At 40.4% G+C, this 19,705-nt stretch carries 15 protein-coding genes and 1 tRNA gene; 13 read left to right on the top strand and 3 right to left on the bottom strand.

All coding sequences use genetic code 11. The features are described 5' to 3' along the window. The first annotated feature begins 5 nt into the window (after positions 1-5). From WAA20_RS15135 to WAA20_RS15115, 5 genes are all read left to right on the top strand, one after another. Complete coding sequence (locus WAA20_RS15135) at positions 6-2,591, top strand: ATP-dependent Clp protease ATP-binding subunit (protein ID WP_073389134.1); 2,586 nt, start codon at positions 6-8, stop codon at positions 2,589-2,591. 80 nt (positions 2,592-2,671) lie between these two features. After that, a complete protein-coding gene (locus tag WAA20_RS15130; protein ID WP_073389135.1) occupies positions 2,672-3,082 on the top strand; it encodes an endosialidase in 411 nt (136 codons plus the stop codon). Positions 3,083-3,275: 193 nt separating this feature from the next. Further along, a complete protein-coding gene (gene radA, locus WAA20_RS15125; protein WP_073389137.1) occupies positions 3,276-4,661 on the top strand; it encodes a DNA repair protein RadA in 1,386 nt (461 codons plus the stop codon). Next, the gene (locus tag WAA20_RS15120; protein WP_073389138.1) at positions 4,658-4,882 is read left to right on the top strand and encodes a hypothetical protein; all 225 of its coding nucleotides are present in this window, start codon (positions 4,658-4,660) and stop codon (positions 4,880-4,882) included. Before radA ends, WAA20_RS15120 begins: the two co-directional genes overlap by 4 nt. A 96-nt stretch (positions 4,883-4,978) precedes the next feature. Next, positions 4,979-5,050 (top strand) — tRNA-Trp (locus WAA20_RS15115). A 211-nt stretch (positions 5,051-5,261) separates the two neighbouring features. On the opposite strand, the gene WAA20_RS15110 is transcribed toward WAA20_RS15115, so the two are convergent. After that, on the bottom strand, positions 5,262-5,837 hold the full coding sequence (locus WAA20_RS15110) for a substrate-binding domain-containing protein (RefSeq protein WP_278308454.1): 576 nt from the start codon (positions 5,835-5,837) through the stop codon (positions 5,262-5,264). A 39-nt stretch (positions 5,838-5,876) separates the two neighbouring features. Then, positions 5,877-6,350 (bottom strand): LacI family DNA-binding transcriptional regulator, encoded by a 474-nt coding sequence (locus WAA20_RS15105; protein ID WP_073389142.1) that lies wholly within the window; start codon positions 6,348-6,350, stop codon positions 5,877-5,879. Between the two features lie 387 nt (positions 6,351-6,737). Here WAA20_RS15105 and WAA20_RS15100 point away from each other — a divergent pair, with 387 nt between their 5' ends. The 5 genes from WAA20_RS15100 (at position 6,738) to WAA20_RS15080 (ending at position 13,101) form a co-directional block, all read left to right on the top strand. Then, positions 6,738-8,096: an extracellular solute-binding protein gene (locus tag WAA20_RS15100; protein ID WP_073389143.1), complete on the top strand. Its 1,359-nt coding sequence runs from the start codon at positions 6,738-6,740 to the stop codon at positions 8,094-8,096. Between the two features lie 84 nt (positions 8,097-8,180). Then, positions 8,181-9,560, top strand: a complete 1,380-nt coding sequence (locus WAA20_RS15095; RefSeq protein ID WP_081373913.1) for a carbohydrate ABC transporter permease — start codon at positions 8,181-8,183, stop codon at positions 9,558-9,560. A 149-nt stretch (positions 9,561-9,709) separates the two neighbouring features. Next, positions 9,710-10,429 carry an ABC transporter permease subunit gene (locus WAA20_RS15090; RefSeq protein WP_242951208.1) on the top strand — a complete coding sequence of 240 codons (720 nt, stop codon included), beginning with the start codon at positions 9,710-9,712 and terminating at the stop codon, positions 10,427-10,429. A gap of 124 nt (positions 10,430-10,553) precedes the next feature. Then, on the top strand, positions 10,554-12,191 hold the full coding sequence (locus WAA20_RS15085; protein WP_073389146.1) for an alpha-amylase family glycosyl hydrolase: 1,638 nt from the start codon (positions 10,554-10,556) through the stop codon (positions 12,189-12,191). Between the two features lie 91 nt (positions 12,192-12,282). Beyond that, on the top strand, positions 12,283-13,101 hold the full coding sequence (locus WAA20_RS15080; protein ID WP_073389148.1) for an HAD family hydrolase: 819 nt from the start codon (positions 12,283-12,285) through the stop codon (positions 13,099-13,101). A gap of 106 nt (positions 13,102-13,207) precedes the next feature. Here WAA20_RS15080 and WAA20_RS15075 read toward each other — a convergent pair whose 3' ends face one another. Continuing rightward, the gene (locus WAA20_RS15075) at positions 13,208-13,756 is read right to left on the bottom strand and encodes a VanZ family protein (RefSeq protein ID WP_073389150.1); all 549 of its coding nucleotides are present in this window, start codon (positions 13,754-13,756) and stop codon (positions 13,208-13,210) included. Between the two features lie 871 nt (positions 13,757-14,627). Between WAA20_RS15075 and WAA20_RS15070 the strand changes: the two genes are divergently transcribed. The 3 genes from WAA20_RS15070 to WAA20_RS15060 all read left to right on the top strand — a co-directional run bounded on the left by WAA20_RS15070 (position 14,628) and on the right by WAA20_RS15060 (position 19,659). Then, positions 14,628-15,086, top strand: coding sequence for a hypothetical protein (locus tag WAA20_RS15070; RefSeq protein ID WP_073389151.1), 459 nt, complete (start codon positions 14,628-14,630; stop codon positions 15,084-15,086). Between the two features lie 103 nt (positions 15,087-15,189). Further along, positions 15,190-15,795, top strand: a complete 606-nt coding sequence (locus tag WAA20_RS15065; protein WP_338801413.1) for a TetR family transcriptional regulator — start codon at positions 15,190-15,192, stop codon at positions 15,793-15,795. A 63-nt stretch (positions 15,796-15,858) separates the two neighbouring features. After that, positions 15,859-19,659 carry a phosphoribosylformylglycinamidine synthase gene (locus WAA20_RS15060; RefSeq protein WP_073389154.1) on the top strand — a complete coding sequence of 1,267 codons (3,801 nt, stop codon included), beginning with the start codon at positions 15,859-15,861 and terminating at the stop codon, positions 19,657-19,659. Positions 19,660-19,705: the final 46 nt, after the last annotated feature.

The following is a 19,705-nucleotide window of genomic DNA, read 5'->3' as shown; positions in this document are numbered from 1 at the left end:
AATATATGAATTCACAGTTTACAGATAAGGCCGAAAACGCGCTCAAAACAGCTCGCAAGGCTTCAAAAAGTCTGAAACTGAACTATGTTGGAACAGAGCATATTCTGCTTGGACTTATCAGGGAAGAGGGAAGTGTTGCATCCAGAATATTAATTGATAATGGAATAGATGAAAAGCGTCTCATGGATCTTGTTAAAGATCTTATCGTTCAGGACGGAAGTGTTACAACTATGGACCGTGACGGCTTTTCACCAAGAGCTCAGCAGGTTTTAAATGAAGCACATCGTCAGGCTGACAGATTCCGTGCATCCAAGACAGGAACAGAGCATATTCTCCTGGCTCTTATTAAGGATGGCGAGAATGTTGCTGTCAGACTTATCAGTACTTTAAATGTTCCGGTTCAGAAGCTCTATGCAGAAACACTTGCTGCAATGGGCGAAGATCCTAATCTTGTAAAGGAAGATCTTGGAAAGCGTCAGTCAGGACGCAAGAAGGGAAGTGCGCTTGCACAGTACAGCCGTGACCTTACAGCACTTGCAGCTGCAGGTAAGCTCGATCCCGTTATTGGACGTGAATCTGAAATTAAACGTGTTATTCAGATCCTCTCTAGAAGAACCAAGAATAATCCTTGTCTTATAGGTGAACCCGGTGTTGGTAAGACAGCGGTTGTAGAAGGTCTTGCTCAGAGGATCGTATCAGGAGATGTTCCTTTTACAGTTCAGAGTAAGCGTCTTCTTACTCTTGACTTGTCCGGTATGATCGCCGGATCCAAGTATAGAGGTGAGTTCGAGGAGCGTATCAAAAAGGTTATCCATGAAGTTGCAGAAGATGGCAACATCATTCTCTTTGTAGATGAGATGCATACTCTTATTGGAGCAGGTGGAGCAGAAGGTGCTATCGATGCTTCCAATATCTTAAAGCCTTCTCTTGCAAGAGGAGAGATCCAGATAATCGGAGCTACCACTATTTCTGAATATCGTAAGTACGTTGAGAAGGATGCTGCGCTGGAGCGTCGTTTCCAGCCTGTAACAATAGAAGAACCTACTGTAGAAGAGACTCTCAATATTCTTAATGGTATACTTTACAAGTATGAAGAGCATCACCACGTTCGTGTGCTGCCTGAAGCCGTAAAAGCAGCGGTTGAACTTTCCAACCGTTATATCAATGATAGAAATCTTCCGGATAAAGCTATCGATCTTATAGACGAAGCCGCATCAGCAGTACGTCTTAACTCTATGGGCGATACATCAAAGATGCGTGACCTGGATGGTCAAATCAAGGATCTTGATGATCAGGTTGAGGAAGCTCTTAAGAGTGAAGATTACAGACAGGCAGGCGAACTTAACAGACAGCAGGCCCTTCTTATCAAGAAATATAACAGAATGAAAGCTGCAAATGAGCGCAAGGAGCAGACAGGATCTGTTGTTGTTGGTCCTAATGATGTTGCAGAAGTTGTTGCACTCTGGACCAAGATTCCTGTTAAGAAGATTGCAGAGAAGGAGTCTGAGCGCCTCCTTAAACTTGAAGCAACCCTTCATAAGAGGGTTATAGGCCAGTCTGAAGCAGTAGAAGCTGTTTCAAAGGCTATCAGAAGAGGACGTGTAGGCCTTCAGGATCCTAATAGACCGATTGGGTCATTCCTTTTCCTTGGACCTACAGGTGTTGGTAAGACAGAGCTTTCGAAGGCTCTTGCAGAAGCAATGTTCGGATCAGAGAGTGCTCTTATCCGCGTAGATATGTCAGAATATATGGAACCACATAGTGTATCCAAGATGATCGGATCACCTCCAGGTTATGTTGGATATGATGATGGAGGTCAGCTTTCTGAAAAGGTTAGAAGAAATCCATATTCAGTTATCCTTTTTGATGAGATCGAAAAGGCTCATCCGGATGTATTTAATATCCTTCTTCAGGTACTGGATGATGGCCATATTACTGATGCTAAGGGACGTAAAGTCAGTTTCAAGAATACTATCATTATCATGACATCCAATGTAGGTGCTCAGAAGATAGTATCTCCTAAGAGGCTTGGTTTTGATACCAAAGTTGATGCTAAAAAAGACTATGAGACAATGAAGAGCGGCGTTATGGATGAGGTTAAGCGTCTCTTTAAGCCTGAATTCATTAACCGAATCGATGAGATCATGGTATTCCATCAGCTTTCAACAGAAGAGATGACACAGATCGTAACTCTTCTTTCAAATTCACTTTCAAAGAGATGCAAAGAGCAGCTTAATATTAAGCTTACGATATCACCTGCTGTTAAGAAACATCTTGTTGATAAGTATTCAGAAGAGAAGATGGGTGCAAGACCATTAAAGCGTGCTATTCAGACTGTTATTGAAGATTCAATGGCAGAAGAGCTTCTTAAAGGCAATATTAAGAGAGACACAGAAGTTGTTGTTGGAATCAAGGATGGAAAGATCACATTTTCAGGCAAGGCAGAAAAAGAGGTTAAACCATCTAATAAGACTAAAACTTCTGCGGTAAAGAAGACTAAGGCAGCTTCAAAAAAGGCACCTGCAAAAAAGACTCCATCTTCTAAAACAAAAAAGAAACCAGGTAGACCAAAAAAGGCGGTTGTGGTTTAAATTTATGGTATAATGGTTATTACCCAAAAGGGATAATGCACTTTGAAAACTTTTTTTATCGTACCAATAGGAGGTTCCATATGGCTGTAGTAGAACAGTTGCTGCGGGCAGAAGCTGATGGTACAATCAGCTTTGGTAACTACGAGCTTCCATCAAAGTCGAAGCTTGAAGACTTCAAGCACGGCGGAGATTTGCTCAAGGTCAAGACGTTTAAGGACATTACAAGACTTGAGGCAAATGATATGTTTGTCTATGAATCTGTTCCAGGAACGGCAGTGACTCACTTCAAAGAGACTGAAAAAGGTGTGGCATTCACGGTTGAAGGTAACGCAGACGCACAGATCACTTTAGGTATGGAGGACAATACAGAGTATAACGTACTCATAAATGGCTCCAGTGAAGGAAAGATGACAACTGGTCTTGGCGGTAAACTGTCAATCAGTGTTGAACTTTCCGGGAAGCCGGTGACAGTTCAGGTCGAAGAAAGTTAAAATTTCATACTATGGACACAGACATACAATGACGTATGTCTGTGTCTTTTTGTTTGCCTGGAATTTCTTTTGTCCAAAATAGAAGTTTATATGTGTTAAAATATACATTGTTGGATTAAAGATTCAATAATGTATTAAACAAGCCAATTAAGTTCGGCTGTTTTATTATTTACTAATATTGGGAGAATGGATTATGCCTGCTAAGATCAAAACAGCGTTCTTTTGTCAAAACTGTGGATATGAATCGTCTAAATGGATGGGACAGTGCCCTTCATGCCATGAGTGGAATACCATGGTTGAAGAGATGGTTAAGCCTGAACCTAAGAATAAAAGAGCGTCTCTTGGAAGTGGAATATCCGGAACCACTTCATCTGCAGCTATCAGTCCAAAAGCTCTGTCCGAGATCGAGCTTGGACAGGAAGACAGAAGCGATACACATATAGGAGAGCTTAACAGAGTACTTGGAGGAGGTCTTGTTAGAGGATCTCTTACACTTGTCGGCGGTGATCCCGGTATAGGTAAATCAACCCTTCTTCTTCAGGTTGCAAGGAATATGTCTGATGATGGACATAGCATCTTATATATTTCGGGAGAGGAATCGCTTCGTCAGATCAAGCTACGAGCTAACCGTATAGGTGAGTTTACAGATAATCTTAAATTCCTTTGTGAGACTAATCTTTCAACTATAGAATCAGTAATAACTAAAGATAAGCCTGAGATAGTGATAATAGACTCTATTCAGACTATGTTTAATGAGGACGTAACGTCTGCACCTGGTAGTGTTTCGCAGGTCAGAGAGACTACGGCTGTTCTTCTTAGAATTGCTAAGAGCATGAACGTGTCTATATTTATAGTGGGCCATGTGACTAAAGAAGGAACTGTTGCAGGTCCAAGAGTCCTTGAACACATGGTAGATACAGTGCTGTATTTCGAGGGTGACAGACATGCATCCTACAGGATACTTCGAGGTGTCAAGAACAGGTTCGGATCTACTAATGAGATCGGCGTATTTGAGATGCGCGAAGACGGCCTTGCTGAAGTTCAGAACCCGTCAGAGTTCATGCTGGACGGAAGACCGGAAGATGCAAGCGGCAGTATTGTAACCTGCTCAATAGAAGGCACAAGACCTATACTTCTTGAAATCCAGGCCCTTGTGTGTCGTACAAGCTTTGGATTCCCTAGAAGACAGGCTAATGGCACTGACTATAACAGAGTTAATCTCCTTATGGCGGTTCTTGAAAAAAGAGTTGGTCTTCAGATGGCAGATTGTGATGCCTATGTAAATCTCGCAGGAGGAATGAAGCTGCAGGAGCCTGCTCTTGATCTTGGCATCTGCCTTGCTGTTATATCAAGCTTTAAGAATAAACCGATCGATTCGTCTGTAGTTGCTTTTGGTGAAGTTGGTCTTTCTGGTGAAGTAAGAAGCGTAAGTATGACAGAGCAAAGGGTAATGGAAGCTAAGAAACTTGGCTTTAAAACAATAATCCTTCCTAAGGCATATGAGAGTAAGCTGAAAGATACTAAGGGACTTGATATCATAGGCGTTAGCTCACTTCAGGATGCGATGAGGATATTTTGAATGAAGGAAATCTGAATGAAGAAAATCTGGAGGAAGAAAATCTGGAGGAAGAAAATCTGAAGGAAGAAAATCTGAATGAAGAAAATCTGAATGAAAGAGATCCAGATGAAGGGAATCTGAATGAAGGAATTTTGAATAAAAGTATTCTGAATGAAGGCATTCAGGAAGAAGGTATTACGGAAGAAGATAATCAGAATAGAGATATACAGAATACGCAATAACGATTCTTTGAAAAAAGCTGCAAAAAACGCTTGCATACATAAAAACGCTTTGATATAATTTATTTCGTTGACGGCGGAAAGCCAGAGACGAGATAAAGGGGAATCATACAATGGCTAGTATCACGGTCTCCAAAACCGTTCATGGGAGTTCGAATCTCTCTTCCCCTGCTAGTCATTAAGAGCTTGAAAACAGTTTGTTTTCAAGCTTTTTTTGTTGTTTTAAGATCTGAAAACCAATTCCCAAGCTCAACTAAAAATCACTCAAAAACACTAAAATTTACTATTAAATGTGGCGACAAATGTGGCTACAAGAAAAAATGAAATATAAAACAAGCCTACATAGTTACAGTTTTTTGTAACCAATGTAGGCTGTAATTTATTATCTTATAGTTCTGTGCTGCTGATACTGTGAAAACAGCTCAGGGTTTACATTGAGAACAGAATCTTTTTCTGAACTATGTCGCTTTGCAAGTCTTGGCTTTGCGATAGCTGTAGAAGATCTGACAGAAAGTGATGGTCTGAGCAGATTCTTGGACAGAGAAATGTGTTCTGTCATCGCTCTTAATATGTAGAATCCGCATTTACCAAGTTCGAGTCTGTCCTGCTTTACAGTAGTAAGCGGAGGATTGAGGTGCTCTGCAATAGGAAGGTCATCAAAACCAATAACACTGATATCTTCCGGAACCTTATATCCTCTTCGTGTACATTCATCTATAACACCTGAAGCAATGAGGTCGTTACCGCACAGTATAGCAGTCGCTCCAAGATCAAGGAATGTAGGCACGTGATAGTGGGCTGCCTCTGCTACGAAATATCCGTATACAGCAAGGTTGGGATCAACAGGAAGTCTGTGTCTTGTCATGCTGTCGAGATATGCAATCATTCGAAGATCTGAAACCATAGAGCCTCTTGAACCATCAAGAAAGGCGATCTTTTCATGACCGAGTTTAGTCAGATGCTCAATAGCGAGAGCGATTCCTTCTTCTGAATCAGTTCATATATATCCAACGTTAGGATTTTTTTCTATAAAGTTATCAAGAAGAACTGTGCAAAATGACGTAGTCTTCAGCTGTTCCATCCAGGGATCTTCCAAAGAAAATCCGAGAAGAAATGCTCCGGAAAATCCGTTTCCAAGCATGTATGTATCATATTTTTCGTTAACCTGAAATTCATGGCTTACAGGTTGGATGACAACTTCACACTGCTCTTTATATGCTGCCTGTCTGAATCCAAGAACTATATCGTAACCGAACTGACTGGTGGATTCATAATCCATGTTTTCAATAAAGATGCACAGCCTTTTCTGACTCCTTCTCTGAGTTTTTCGCCCGGTATAGCCCATCTCAACTGCAGTTTCTAAAACTTCCTGCCTGAGTGCGGCACTGATGTCTTTGGCACCGTTCAATCCTTTTGATACGGTACTGACGGAAATGCCAAGCTTATTGGCAATATCTTTTATGGTAGCCATGTGATCCTTTCATATAGAACATATTCGTATTATTTTCGTGATTTTATCATCGTGATTAAAATTCCGAATATAATTCGAAAATGCACTAATCATTCTTAATATATCTTCATTTATTATAAGGTTAACAAAGAGCAAAAACAAGATAATGCGAAAAAAAACGAAAAAAATTGAAACATATGCTAAAAAGCGGAAGAGAAGCTTTGTGAAAAATAACGAATATAGAATTGTGATGCTGGAAATATTGACAATTATGCCTAAAGTGTGATAAAACATAATTGTCAAACGAAAGTTTCGGAAATTTTCGATTTTTCTTTGTTTTGGGTATGAACTTTAGGATTTGGAGTGTTCTGACACTTTAAATAAAAAGTCAAAAAAGGAGAGGGAAACATGAAAAAGAAAGTTTTAACAGTTTTACTTACTCAGGCACTTGTTGCTTCTATGCTCGCTGGTTGTGGCGACAACGGATCTGAAAACACAACTGACAATTCACAGAAAACAGAAAACACAGACGCTACTGATAAGACAGAATCAGGTGATACAACAGAATCAGGTGATACAACTGATACAGCTCAGGATGCTCCTGCAATCGATTATGGTTCAGGCGAGATCACAATCTGGGTTGCTGAGAACGTTGTAGACCTTACTCAGAAGCTTGTTGATGATTTCATCGCTTCTAACGATGCATATTCAGGATATGCAGGCAACATCACAGTTGAAGCTGTTGGTGAAGGCGATGCAGCATCTAACATGATCACAGACGTTTCAGGCGGCGCTGATATTTACGGATTTGCACAGGATCAGCTTACACGTCTTGTAGCTGCTGGTGCTCTTCAGCCTCTTAACGACAATATGTCATCATGGGTTACATCAAGCAATGATGCAGGTGCTATCGGAGCAGCTACATCAGGCGATACACTTTATGCATTCCCTATGACATCTGATAACGGATATTTCCTTTATTATGATAGTACAGTAGTTACAGATCCTACATCACTTGAGCAGATCATCGCTGATTGCGAAGCTGCAGGTAAGGGATTCTACTGTGACGTTGATTCAGCTTGGTACAACGCTTCATTCTTCTTCGGCACAGGTTGCACATGTGCATTCGAAACAGATGCAGATGGTAACTTCACAGGTGTTACAGCAGACTATGCTTCTGATGCAGGTCTTGTAGCTATCAAGGAGATGGCAGAGGTTGCTTCTTCTAAGGCATTCGTTGATGGTTCTTCAGCTGGTGAAGCTACAAACGTTGGTGCTATCATCGATGGTACATGGGATAGCGCAGCTCTTGAAGATATGCTTGGTGACAACTATGCATGTGCAGCACTTCCTTCATTCGAAGGTGTTGATGGTAAGACTTACCACATGAGTGGTTTCTCAGGAAACAAGCTCCTTGGTGTTAAGCCTCAGACAGAAGGCGGCAAGCTCGCTATGTGCTATGAAATTGCTAAGATGCTTACAGATACAGATGCTCAGCTTGAGAGATTCAATGCTCAGGGTTGGGGCCCTTCAAACCTTACAGCACAGGGAGACAGCGCAGTTAAGGCTAACGTAGCTCTTGCAGCTCTTCAGGAACAGATGCCTTACATGATTCCTCAGGGTCAGTATCCTGGCGAATGGTGGGATCTTGCAGGTGCTCTTGGCGCAGACGTTGAGAACGGAACTCTTACAGTAGATTCTTCAGATGAAGATTTCATGGCAGAGCTTAAGACACACGATGATACATGCGCATCACTTATTCAGTAATACTTCTGGATAATTGTGAAATTAACAGGTTAATTATTCAGGGGAGAGGCTTTTCCTCTCCCCTGTTTTTGCGGGAGTGCTTCTATGAAAAAGAACAGTAATAATGTGCTTGGAATTATCGCAGGAAACATAAAGAATATAGGTGTTACTTTTAAAGAGGGAGATTGGAAAACAAGAGTTTCATTTCTTATAATGGGCTTTGGTCCACTTATGAGGAAATCATTTGCAAGAGGTCTTGCATACCTTCTTATTCAGGTGGCCTTTATTTTTTATATGGCAACCGAAGGTATTTCAAACCTTTCAAAGTTATCTACACTTGGTACTGAAGAAACACATATGGATCCGAATACCTTCCTTACAACATATGGAGATAATTCGTTCCTTATACTTTTGTATGGCGTTTTGACTGCAGTACTTTGCGTTTTGTTTGTAACCTTCTGGAGACTTAATATCCAGGAAAATCAGAATGAGCAGGAGATTATCAAAAAAGGTGGTAGTCTTCCTACAACAACTCAGGATTTAAAATCACTTTTGGATCAGAAATTTCATGCAACACTGCTTGCATTACCGGTACTCGGCGTTCTTATATTCATGGTTGTACCGATCATATTCATGATATGTGTTGCGTTTACTAATTACGATGCTAATCATCAGGCTCCAAGTAAGCTTTTTACATGGGTTGGACTTGAAAACTTCAAGCAGCTCTTCCAGTTCGGTGGAAACGGTATGGGATCTACCTTTACCACAATCCTTATCTGGACACTTGTTTGGGCATTCTTTGCAACCTTCTCCACATATTTTGGAGGAATCGCACTTGCTCTTCTTATCAACAAAAAGGGCATTAAGTTCAAGAAGCTCTGGCGTACTATTTTCGTAATGACTATAGCAATTCCACAGTTTATATCACTTTTGTATGTATCTAAGATGTTTGCTGCGGATGGTCTTATCAATACTTATTTTATCAAATGGGGAATTTTTGAACGTTCCTATAATTTCTGGGCACATCCTATGACAGCAAGAGTGCTTATTGTAGTACTTAACCTGTGGATTGGTGTTCCCTATGTAATGCTTATGGCAACTGGTCTTCTTATGAACATTCCTGCTGACCTTTATGAAAGTGCAAGAATTGATGGAGCAAGCAGATGGCAGATGTTTAAAAAGATCACAATGCCATACATGCTCTTTGTAACAGGACCATATCTTCTTACATCATTTACAGGAAACCTTAATAACTTTAATGTTATTTATCTCCTTTCAGGAGGTGGACCTACATCTCTTAAGTTGTATGGAGGATCAGGTTATACCGACCTTCTTGTAACATGGCTGTACAAGCTTATTCTTAACAGTACTAACTATAGGTTAGCAGCCTGCGTAGGTATTCTTACATTCATTGTTGTTGCGGTTACATCTCTTATCGCATACAACAGACTGCCTTCAATTAAAGATGAGGAGGGATTCCAGTAATGGCTGAGCAGAAATTACATAAACAACACACCGCTTTAGGTAATGCTATAGCATACATACTTTTAGTAATACTTAGTATTATCTGGCTGTTTCCATTCGTTTGTATCGTATTGCAGAGTTTCCGAGCTCCCTCTGAAGGTGGCGGAGGAATGGTAGATTATCTTGTTCCCAAGACATTCTCTCTTGCTAGCTACAGCTGGCTGTTCTCAGCAGATTCTAACTTTGTAAGATGGTTTGGAAACACATTTATCATTGCATTCTTTATCGCACTTGGTCAGACATGTTTTGTACTTATGGTAAGTTATGCACTTTCACGTACAAGATTTAAAGGAAGAACATTCCTTATGAAGTTCTGGCTGATACTTGGAATGTTCCCGGGATTCTTATCTATGATCTGTCTGTACTTCCTTTTGAAGAACGTAGGACTTACACAGGCAGGCGCTATCCCTGGACTTATCCTTGTAGGTGTTGCAAGTTCCGGTATGGGATACTATGTATGTAAAGGTTTCTTTGATACTATTCCGAAGACACTTGATGAGGCTGCAAGAATTGACGGAGCATCACGTGCAAGAATCTTCTTCACAATGCTTCTTCCTCTTTCAAAGCCTATCATCATCTATCAGGCACTGGTTGCTTTCATGGCACCATGGTGTGACTATATCTTTGCATCATATATCGCTTTTGGTTACAGCAAGAGCTACAACGTAGCTGTTGGTCTTTATGACTGGGTTAACACTAACGACTATCAGGGATATTTCACAAGATTCTGCGCAGGCGGCGTGCTTATCGCAGTTCCGATCACAGCTCTGTTCATGGCTCTTCAGAAGTACTATGTTGAAGGTGTAACAGGCGGTGCTGTTAAGGGATGATCTAGATATGGTAAAACTCCATATGCATCGGGTTATTTAAATATTTTTATCAGCTTTATCACAAGGCAGAGGCAGAATTGTCTGTCTCTGCCTCTTTTCATACAAAGAAACGGAATATAGACCTATGAAAAAGTATATTTTTAGTAAAGTAAAACGTCTGGCTGTTGTATGTCTTTGCTTATTATTTGCAGTGAATCTGCTTTCCGGTTGTAATAAGAAGGCAGAAGATGAAAAGGTGCAGATCATAGATGATAATTACAGGAATTACTATGAGATCTATGTACACTCATTCTATGATTCTGATGGAGATGGTATAGGAGATCTGAACGGCGTAACAGCTAAGCTTGACTATCTTACAGAGCTTGGAATCAACGGAATCTGGCTTATGCCTATCATGCCATCACCAACCTATCACAAGTATGATGTTATTGATTATAAGGATATAGATCCTGAATATGGCACTATGGAAGACTTTGATAAGCTTGTTGAGGAGTGCCATAAAAGAGGCATCAACATAATAATCGATATGGTCATGAACCATTCATCATCTCAGAATCAGTGGTTTATAGAAGCGTGTGACTATCTTAAAAACCTTGATGATGGCAAAGAACCTGATGAAAGCGAATGCCCATATGTTTCTTATTACAATTTTTCCAAAGAAAAAAAGAATGACTCCTGGTATAGCGTAGCAGGATGTGATTGGTACTATGAGGGTGTGTTCTGGTCTGAAATGCCGGATCTTAATCTTGAAAACGAGAATCTGAGAAAAGAATTTGAAGATATTTCGGATTTCTGGATAGAGCATGGAATAGACGGATACAGAATGGATGCAGCCATGCATTATGAAGACGATGATCAGAATTCTACTATTGAGATCATGAACTGGATCTACAACTATTGTCTTACTAAAAAGTCGGATTTCTATATGGTTTCAGAAGTATGGGCCAATAAAGCTACTATCAAAGCTTTTTATAAGAGCATGACTCCGAGTATGTTCAATTTCCCAGTGTCAGGTGCTGAAGGAACTATTGAAAAAGCTGCAAGAGGACAGACTGGTGCTGACAGCCTTGTTAACGCTCTTATCGATTACGAAACCACATACTCTTCAGTTAATCCGGAATATATAGATGCTCCTTTCCTTACTAATCATGATCAGGTCAGAGTTGCTAATAATCTGAACAATGATGAGAATGACCTTAAAATGGCAGCCGGAATCCTTCTTACCATGAGTGGAAGCCCGTTTATATACTATGGTGAAGAAATTGGAATGAATAGCAAGGGCAAGGATGATCCCAATAAGAGACTCCCGATGAACTGGTCAGCTTCAGATACAGAAGGTATATGTGATATTCCGGAAGGCGCTGACAATAACGTGGCGCAGGCATTTCCTTCGGTAGATGAACAATTGCAGTATGAACTGTCACTTCTTAGCTATTATAAGAGAGCTCTTAAGATGAGAAACAGTATCCCTGAACTTGCAAGAGGCACTATTACTAAAGAAGAGAATCTGTGCGATGGCGTAGTAGCTGCGATCAGAAAGACCTGGACAAGAGAAGATGAGAACGGATCAAGCGTATCTTCAGAAATCATAGTTATATACAATACAACTGACGATGTTGCAGTGATAGATCTTTCATCAGATGAGTACAAAGACTTACAGATTGCAGGATACCTTACCCTGGATAATACGCAGATAAGTATTAAAGACGGACATTTGGAAATGCCCGGACAGTCCATATGTGTTTTGAAATTTGACGAATGAGTTGGTCGGTCAATTATGGATGAAGCAGAAATGGGTTATAAATAAGAGTATTTATATTCAAAGATAATGGCTTAAATTGAAAGGATCATCTATGAATCTTAAATATGATAATTTTATATTTGACCTTTATGGAACACTGGTTGATATACACACAGATGAAAACAGACCGGAATTCTGGAAAGAAATAGCAGGCTTTTATTCATGCTATGGAGCAGATTATACTCCTGAACAATTGCAGCAGAAGTACTTTGACTTTGTTATGGAACAGGAGCATGAGCTTGCATATAAGCTAGCTATCAACTATCCGGAGATTAGGCTTGAGAAAGTTTTTGCAAAGCTTTTAATAAAAGCACCGGTACATCATGATACGGACAGCCCTGTAGCTGACATGACAGAAGAAGAGCTTACTGATAGCCAGTGGGCTAAGGATCTGTCCAATATATTCAGGACGCTGTCAAGAGATAAGCTTCGCCTGTATCCCGGGGTAAAAGAAACTTTGGATACTATTAAAAAAAGCGGCGGAAAAATATACCTTCTTTCCAACGCCCAAGGTCTTTTTACAAGGCCGGAGTTGGAAATAACAGGGCTGACCAAATATTTTGATGCAATCTATATATCTTCAGAAAACCAGATGAAAAAACCGCAGCCCCAGTATATGAAAAAACTGCTGGATGAGCATAAGCTCACTACGACAAGCTGCGTCATGATAGGAAATGAGATTCAAAGCGACATAGGAATTGCTGCAGCCTGCAAGGTTGATAGTATATTCCTTAATACAGATAATCTCAGCGCTATTGAAATGCGCGCCAGACTGTCACGAGTAATAGACGGATATTTCAAAGGCTATAAGCCTGAGATGGTCGTATCTGGTGATATCAGAGAAATTCTGGATATCTGCGCAGTAAATTAAAATCTTTATAACTCAACTTCGCACTTATAAAAATGATTAAGTTATTAAGTGAATTACATAAGCGCGAAGTTTGAGTGTATAAGTGATTTCTGCGATGGGTGTGAACTTAAGCGGCTTCCTGTTCTTCGTATTCGTCTGACAAGGATCTGAATACTGTCTTTCTTCCAATAAATCCAATGATACGAACTACTATTACACCAGCTACGATGCCGATAGAATCAATAGCTACATCTCTAAGCTGGGGTGATCTACCGTATGAAAAGGACTGATGATACTCATCAAGGAAGGCATATACAACACAAAAGAGCGTTGCCAGAATTGAAAGCTTAAATCCTCTTATCTTATAAACATATAATGGAAGAGAAACAGACATTGCCAGAAGGAAATATTCTGTAATGTGGGCCGCTTTCCTTATATAAAACTGATTGACCGTAGCATAATCGGCTATCTGCGCAGATGACAGATTAAGCCCGAAGATATTATTGACAATATCATAGAAATGAAAGCCTACATCATAGCTAAGGGAACTTGACTCAGCACCGCTTTGACCTGAAAAAGAGAAAATAAGGTACATCATAACAAGCGCTGGCACAAATGACAGCGGCTTTAGTGTGTATCTTATTGTATATTTTATGTACATTCGTAAATATTTCATAACTTAACCCTTTTATATCATCCTAAAAAAGACTAGGTTGTTGAGTCTTGAGTAATTAACTCAAACTCGTTCAAACTGTATCTTGTTTTTTTATCATTGAAAATCCACTTCATAATAATCTATATATAATTATAGGATAAGTCAAATATATAAAAAATTCTGAACCAGAGAATCAACCCAAACCCAAATCTAAATCTAAATCTAATCTATGTATCATTATCATATAAACATCCAGTAGCTTATAATAGTAATCATTATAAATAATAACCATAAATAAAACTTAAAACCAAATGGAAACTAATATTACAGAAAAGCTATGCTCACCATTGTAGACCTCGCATAAATAAATAATCTCCGCTTTTGCACTTGTAAAGCATTGCCAGAACCTTGAGGATTCCTGAGGATGGGAGTTGATAAATGATTTTGGTGTCTTTGAAAATTATATTGAAATTCAAGAGCGTGATAGATGGATATTTATATTTTGCTTAGGGTCCGCATGTTTGAGCGAAGCGAGTTTCGGACCTTAAAATATAAATATCCAGATATCATGCCTTGAATTCAATATAATTTTCATGACACCAAAATCATTTATCAGCTCCCATCCTCTGGAATCCGTCCCCCACCTGCCAACTTTACCCATGCAAAGTCTGCAAATCCCTATTATTTATTAGCGTGAATCGCTCGATAAATATATAGTAGGAGTTGTTTTAGAACGTTTGTTCAAAAATATCATAAAAATTGATGAAATATTTGGAGAATCGCACTCTGTACAATTTGTGACACTGTTGTTATAATTTTACAGAATTGCGGAGTTGCGTTGTTTTGTAACTGTTCATATCTTTGTTTGAGAGAGATGATGTGAGGTGAAAACATGGCAGATGTAACCGAAAATAGCCCGCAGGATATTGTTAACCGTTATCGTGGTATGGTTGAGACACTTTCCAAGTACCTTCGTTGGTTCAAAGAGAACGATAACAAGGCAGTCGATCAGAACTATAGTGGATCGAACATGGATACAACCATTCAGTTTCCGGTATATGATTCGACAGTCCTTTCTTTTGTTAAGGATGCGCAGGCTACCGGTCTTATGGACCGCAATTATGTATATTTATATAGCAGGAAAAATCTTAAGACCTGGAAAGATGAGCTTGAATATATCGCAAATGCAGATATAATGCAGCTCGATGATGTTAATCGAATCTTATCCAAGTACGTTCTTGGAGGTCAGGTCAAGGCTAGTATGTGGTCAGAAGCTGTTCAGCGTGGGATCTTTGAACATGCTGTCAGAAGGATGCAGGAAGTTATCGATCTTTGGGATCATGAGAGGTGATCCGTATATGTTTCATCTTTAAAGGAATTTATTCTTTAAAGTAATGCTGTTTAATGTGGGGAGCGAGATGGGAGCCAAGGCAAACAGAACTGAAAAGCATATTTTGGCTAAAGCAAGGGAGATTTTTTCTAAAAAAGGCTTTAAAAGTGTTACCATGCAGGATATTGTAGATGCATGTGACATAAGTCGTGGAGGATTATATCTTCATTTTTCCAGCGTTGAAGATATATTTTTAGCTGTTCTTAAAGCTGAGGATTCTAATTCGGCTGACAGCAGTACTCTTTCTTCAGATGAAGGTGAGAGTGAATCTGATTTGTCCCAGGGCATTAATGTTTCTACTGAAGTTAGTGCTTCTGATAGATTTGCGTCCTTTTTAAAGGAGCAGAAGCGCTTCATTTTGCGTAGAAAAGACGGTCTTAGTCTCGCGCTTATGGAGTATTATTCAGGGCATAGTGCATCTCCGGATGATAATTATATAAAGAATCGTTTTGATAATTGTATCATCACTATTGAAGCCATCGTTTCTGATGGTGTTGAAAGTGGCGAATTTGAGTGTGAAGATATAGCTGGTTTTGCCAGAAATCTTGCATACGTATTGGAAGGACTTAAGACTATGGCATCAGTTATCTCTATATCTGAACAGGCTGTTGATAAGGAAATGTTTTACGTTCTGCAGGGCATTGTACCTGTGGATCAATATACTAATTAATAATTAATGAAAATGTGCTTCGAATTTCGGAGCACATTTTTTTAAAAAAGAAAGAGGAGAATTATGGTCAGAAGAGTCTATGTAGAAAAAAAGAAACCTTTTGCAGGCAAAGCAAAGGACCTGCGACACGAGATACGAAGATATCTTGGTATCATGTCTTGTGAGGATGTTCGTGTACTTATCAGATACGATGTTGAAAACGTATCTGACGAGGTATTTGAGAAGGCTTGTACAACAGTATTTTCAGAGCCTCCTGTTGATATACTTTACAGAGAGTCTTTTGACGTCAAAGAAGGTGAGCGCGTATTTAGCGTGCAGGCACTTCCGGGACAGTTTGATCAGAGAGCTGATTCTGCAGAGCAGTGCGTACGTTTCATTAGAGGTGAAGAAGAGCCTATCATCAGAAGTGCTGATACATATGTCATCATCGGTAACGTATCAGATGAAGAGCTTGATAAGATCAAAGAGTACGTTGTAAACCCTGTTGATTCACGCATCATCGATGAGACTAAGGCAGAAACTCTCGTTGAGACATATCCTGAACCTGAAGATGTTAAGACTTTTGACGGATTCAAGGACATGGCTGAGGATGAGCTCAAAAAGCTTTATGATTCTCTCGGACTTGCAATGACATTCAAGGATTTCCAGTGGATCCAGACTTATTTTCATGATGAGGAAAAAAGAGATCCTTCCGTTACAGAGATCCGTGTTCTTGATACATACTGGTCTGATCACTGCCGTCATACAACATTCGGCACAGAGCTTAAGACAATCACATTCGGCGAAGGCGATTACAAGAAGCCTATCGAGGATGCTTACAATGAATATCTTATCGCACGTGATGAGCTTTACGCTGATCCTGCTAAGAAAAAAGAGAAGTTCATCTCCCTTATGGACCTTGCCCTCGTTGGTATGAAGAAGCTCAAAAAAGACGGCAAGCTTACAGATATGGAAGAGTCTGAAGAAAATAATGCTTGTACAGTAGTTGTTCCTGTAGAAGTTGATTATGGACAGGGCAAGACAACTGAGAACTGGCTTGTATTCTTCAAGAATGAAACACATAACCATCCTACAGAGATCGAGCCTTTCGGTGGTGCTGCAACATGTCTTGGCGGTGCTATCCGTGATCCGCTTTCAGGAAGAGGTTATGTATACCAGGCTATGCGTGTAACAGGTGCTGCAGATCCTACAGTTCCTGTATCAGAAACACTTAAAGGAAAGCTTTCTCAGAAAAAGCTCGTAAGAGGCGCTGCTCAGGGTTATTCATCATATGGTAACCAGATCGGTCTTGCTACAGGATATGTTAAGGAAGTATATCATCCTAACTACGTAGCTAAGAGAATGGAGATCGGTGCTGTTATGGGTGCTGCTCCTCAGGCTAACGTAATGCGTAAGTCTTCTGATCCGGGTGATATCATCGTACTTCTCGGCGGACGTACAGGACGTGATGGAATCGGCGGTGCTACAGGATCTTCCAAGGCTCACACCAATGCATCTCTTACAACATGCGGAGCTGAGGTTCAGAAGGGTAATGCTCCTACAGAGCGTAAACTTCAGAGACTTTTTAGAAGAAAAGAAGTATCATCCATCATCAAGAAGTGTAACGACTTTGGTGCAGGCGGCGTATCAGTAGCAATCGGCGAACTTGCAGATGGTCTTGATGTAAATCTTGATCTTGTACCTAAGAAATATGCTGGTCTTGATGGAACAGAGCTTGCTATATCAGAATCTCAGGAGCGTATGGCAGTAGTTGTTGATCCTAAGGATGTCGATCAGTTCCTTGCATATGCAGCAGAAGAAAACCTTGAAGCTGTAAAGGTGGCGGTAGTAACCAAGGAACCTCGTCTTGTACTTAACTGGAGAGGTAAAAAGATAGTAGATATCTCAAGAGCATTCCTTAACACAAATGGTGCTCATCAGGAGACTAACGTAGAAGTAGAGATTCCTTCAAAGGCAGATAACTATTTTAACAAAGTTGCATGTGATAAGGCTGGCGAAGCACTTGCAAGCGGCGATGTTAAGGCTGCATTCATTGAAGAGATGAAGGACCTTAACGTATGTTCACAGAAGGGTCTTGTAGAGAGATTCGACTCATCAATCGGTGCTGCGACAGTTGAGATGCCTTACGGCGGAAGATATCAGCTTACAGAGACTCAGAACATGATAGCTAAGCTTCCTGTTCTTGACGGATCAAGCGATACAGTAACAATGATGGCTTATGGATTCGATCCATTCCTTTCATCCTGGAGTCCATATCACGGCGCTGTATATGCAGTAACAGAGTCTGTTGCAAGAATCGTAGCAGGCGGCGGTGAGGTTAAGAACCTTCACTTCACATTCCAGGAATACTTCAAGAGAATGACAGAAGATCCTAAGAGATGGTCACAGCCATTTACAGCTCTTCTCGGAGCTCTTGATGCTCAGCTTGGATTTGGCAAGGCTTCAATCGGCGGTAAGGACTCTATGTCAGGATCATTTAATGACATCAACGTACCACCAACACTTGTATCCTTCGCTGTAGATGTAGCAAAGCTTTCAGATGTTGTAACACCTGAACTTAAGGCAGCAGGAGATAAGCTTGTAGAACTCAAGATCGCAAGAGATGAATACGACCTTCCTGTATATGAGAAAGTTATTGCTCTTTACAATAAGGTTTCAGAGCTTATGAAGAGCGGCGTTATAAAGTCAGCTTATGCGCTTGACGGATACGGAATCGCTGCTGCAGCTTGCAAGATGTCATTTGGTAATAAGCTGGGAGTTGCATTCGATGAGAGTCTTAAGGCAGCAGATCTTTTTGCAAATGGAATGTGTAACCTCCTTGTAGAAGTTGCTGAAGCTGATCTTTCCAAGGCACTTGAAGTTGAAGGTGCAAGACTTGTAGGTACTGTAACTTCCGAGAATGTCTTCGCAGTAGAAGGAACCAAGATTGACGGCGAGGAAGTTCTTAGCGCATGGACAGGAACACTTGAAAAGGTATTCCCTTCAAAAGCAGGAGATGACAGCACTGTTATCGAAACAAAGCTTTATGATACAAAAGATATATATGTATGTAAGAACAAGGTTGCAAAGCCTACAGTATTCATCCCTGTATTCCCGGGAAGTAACTGTGAGTATGACTCAGCAGCAGCTTTCAAGGCAGCAGGCGCTGATGTAGATATCAAGATCTTCAGAAACCGCAACGCACAGGATATCTACGAGTCAGTTGATGAATTTGAAAAGGCAATTGAGAAGGCACAGATCATCATGTTCCCTGGCGGATTCTCAGCAGGTGATGAGCCTGACGGATCAGCTAAGTTCTTTGCAACAGCATTCCAGAATGCTAAGATCAAAGAAGCAGTAGAAAAGCTCCTTAACGAAAGAGATGGTCTTGTACTTGGTATCTGTAACGGATTCCAGGCTGTTATCAAGCTCGGTCTTGTACCAAACGGCAAGATCACAGGTCAGAACGTAGAATCACCTACACTGACATTCAATACAATAGGACGTCACATCTCCAAGATGGCATACCTCAAGGTTGTATCCAACAAGAGCCCATGGCTTCAGGAGGCTAAGCTTGGAGGAGTTTATACAAACCCTGCTTCACATGGTGAAGGAAGATTTGTTGCTCCTGAAAATGTAATAAATGACCTGTTTGCAAATGGTCAGGTAGCATTCCAGTACTGCGATACAGAAGGCAATATCAAGATGGATAGCGAATGGAACATCAATGGTTCCTATGCTGCTATTGAGGGTATCACATCTCCTGATGGAAGATGCCTTGGTAAGATGTGCCATGCAGAGCGTCGCGGTCAGGGCGTTGCTGTAAATATCTACGGCGAGCAGGATCTTAAGATCTTCAAGTCAGGTGTAGAGTACTTTAAATAATATGATGTAATGGTCAAAAGTCATTTCGATTAGAGCTGTCTCGAAA

Source organism: Butyrivibrio fibrisolvens, assembly GCF_037113525.1.
Lineage (GTDB): Bacteria > Bacillota > Clostridia > Lachnospirales > Lachnospiraceae > Butyrivibrio > Butyrivibrio fibrisolvens.
Note: the sequence above shows the minus strand (reverse complement) of the source record. Positions and strands in the feature narration are given on the sequence as shown.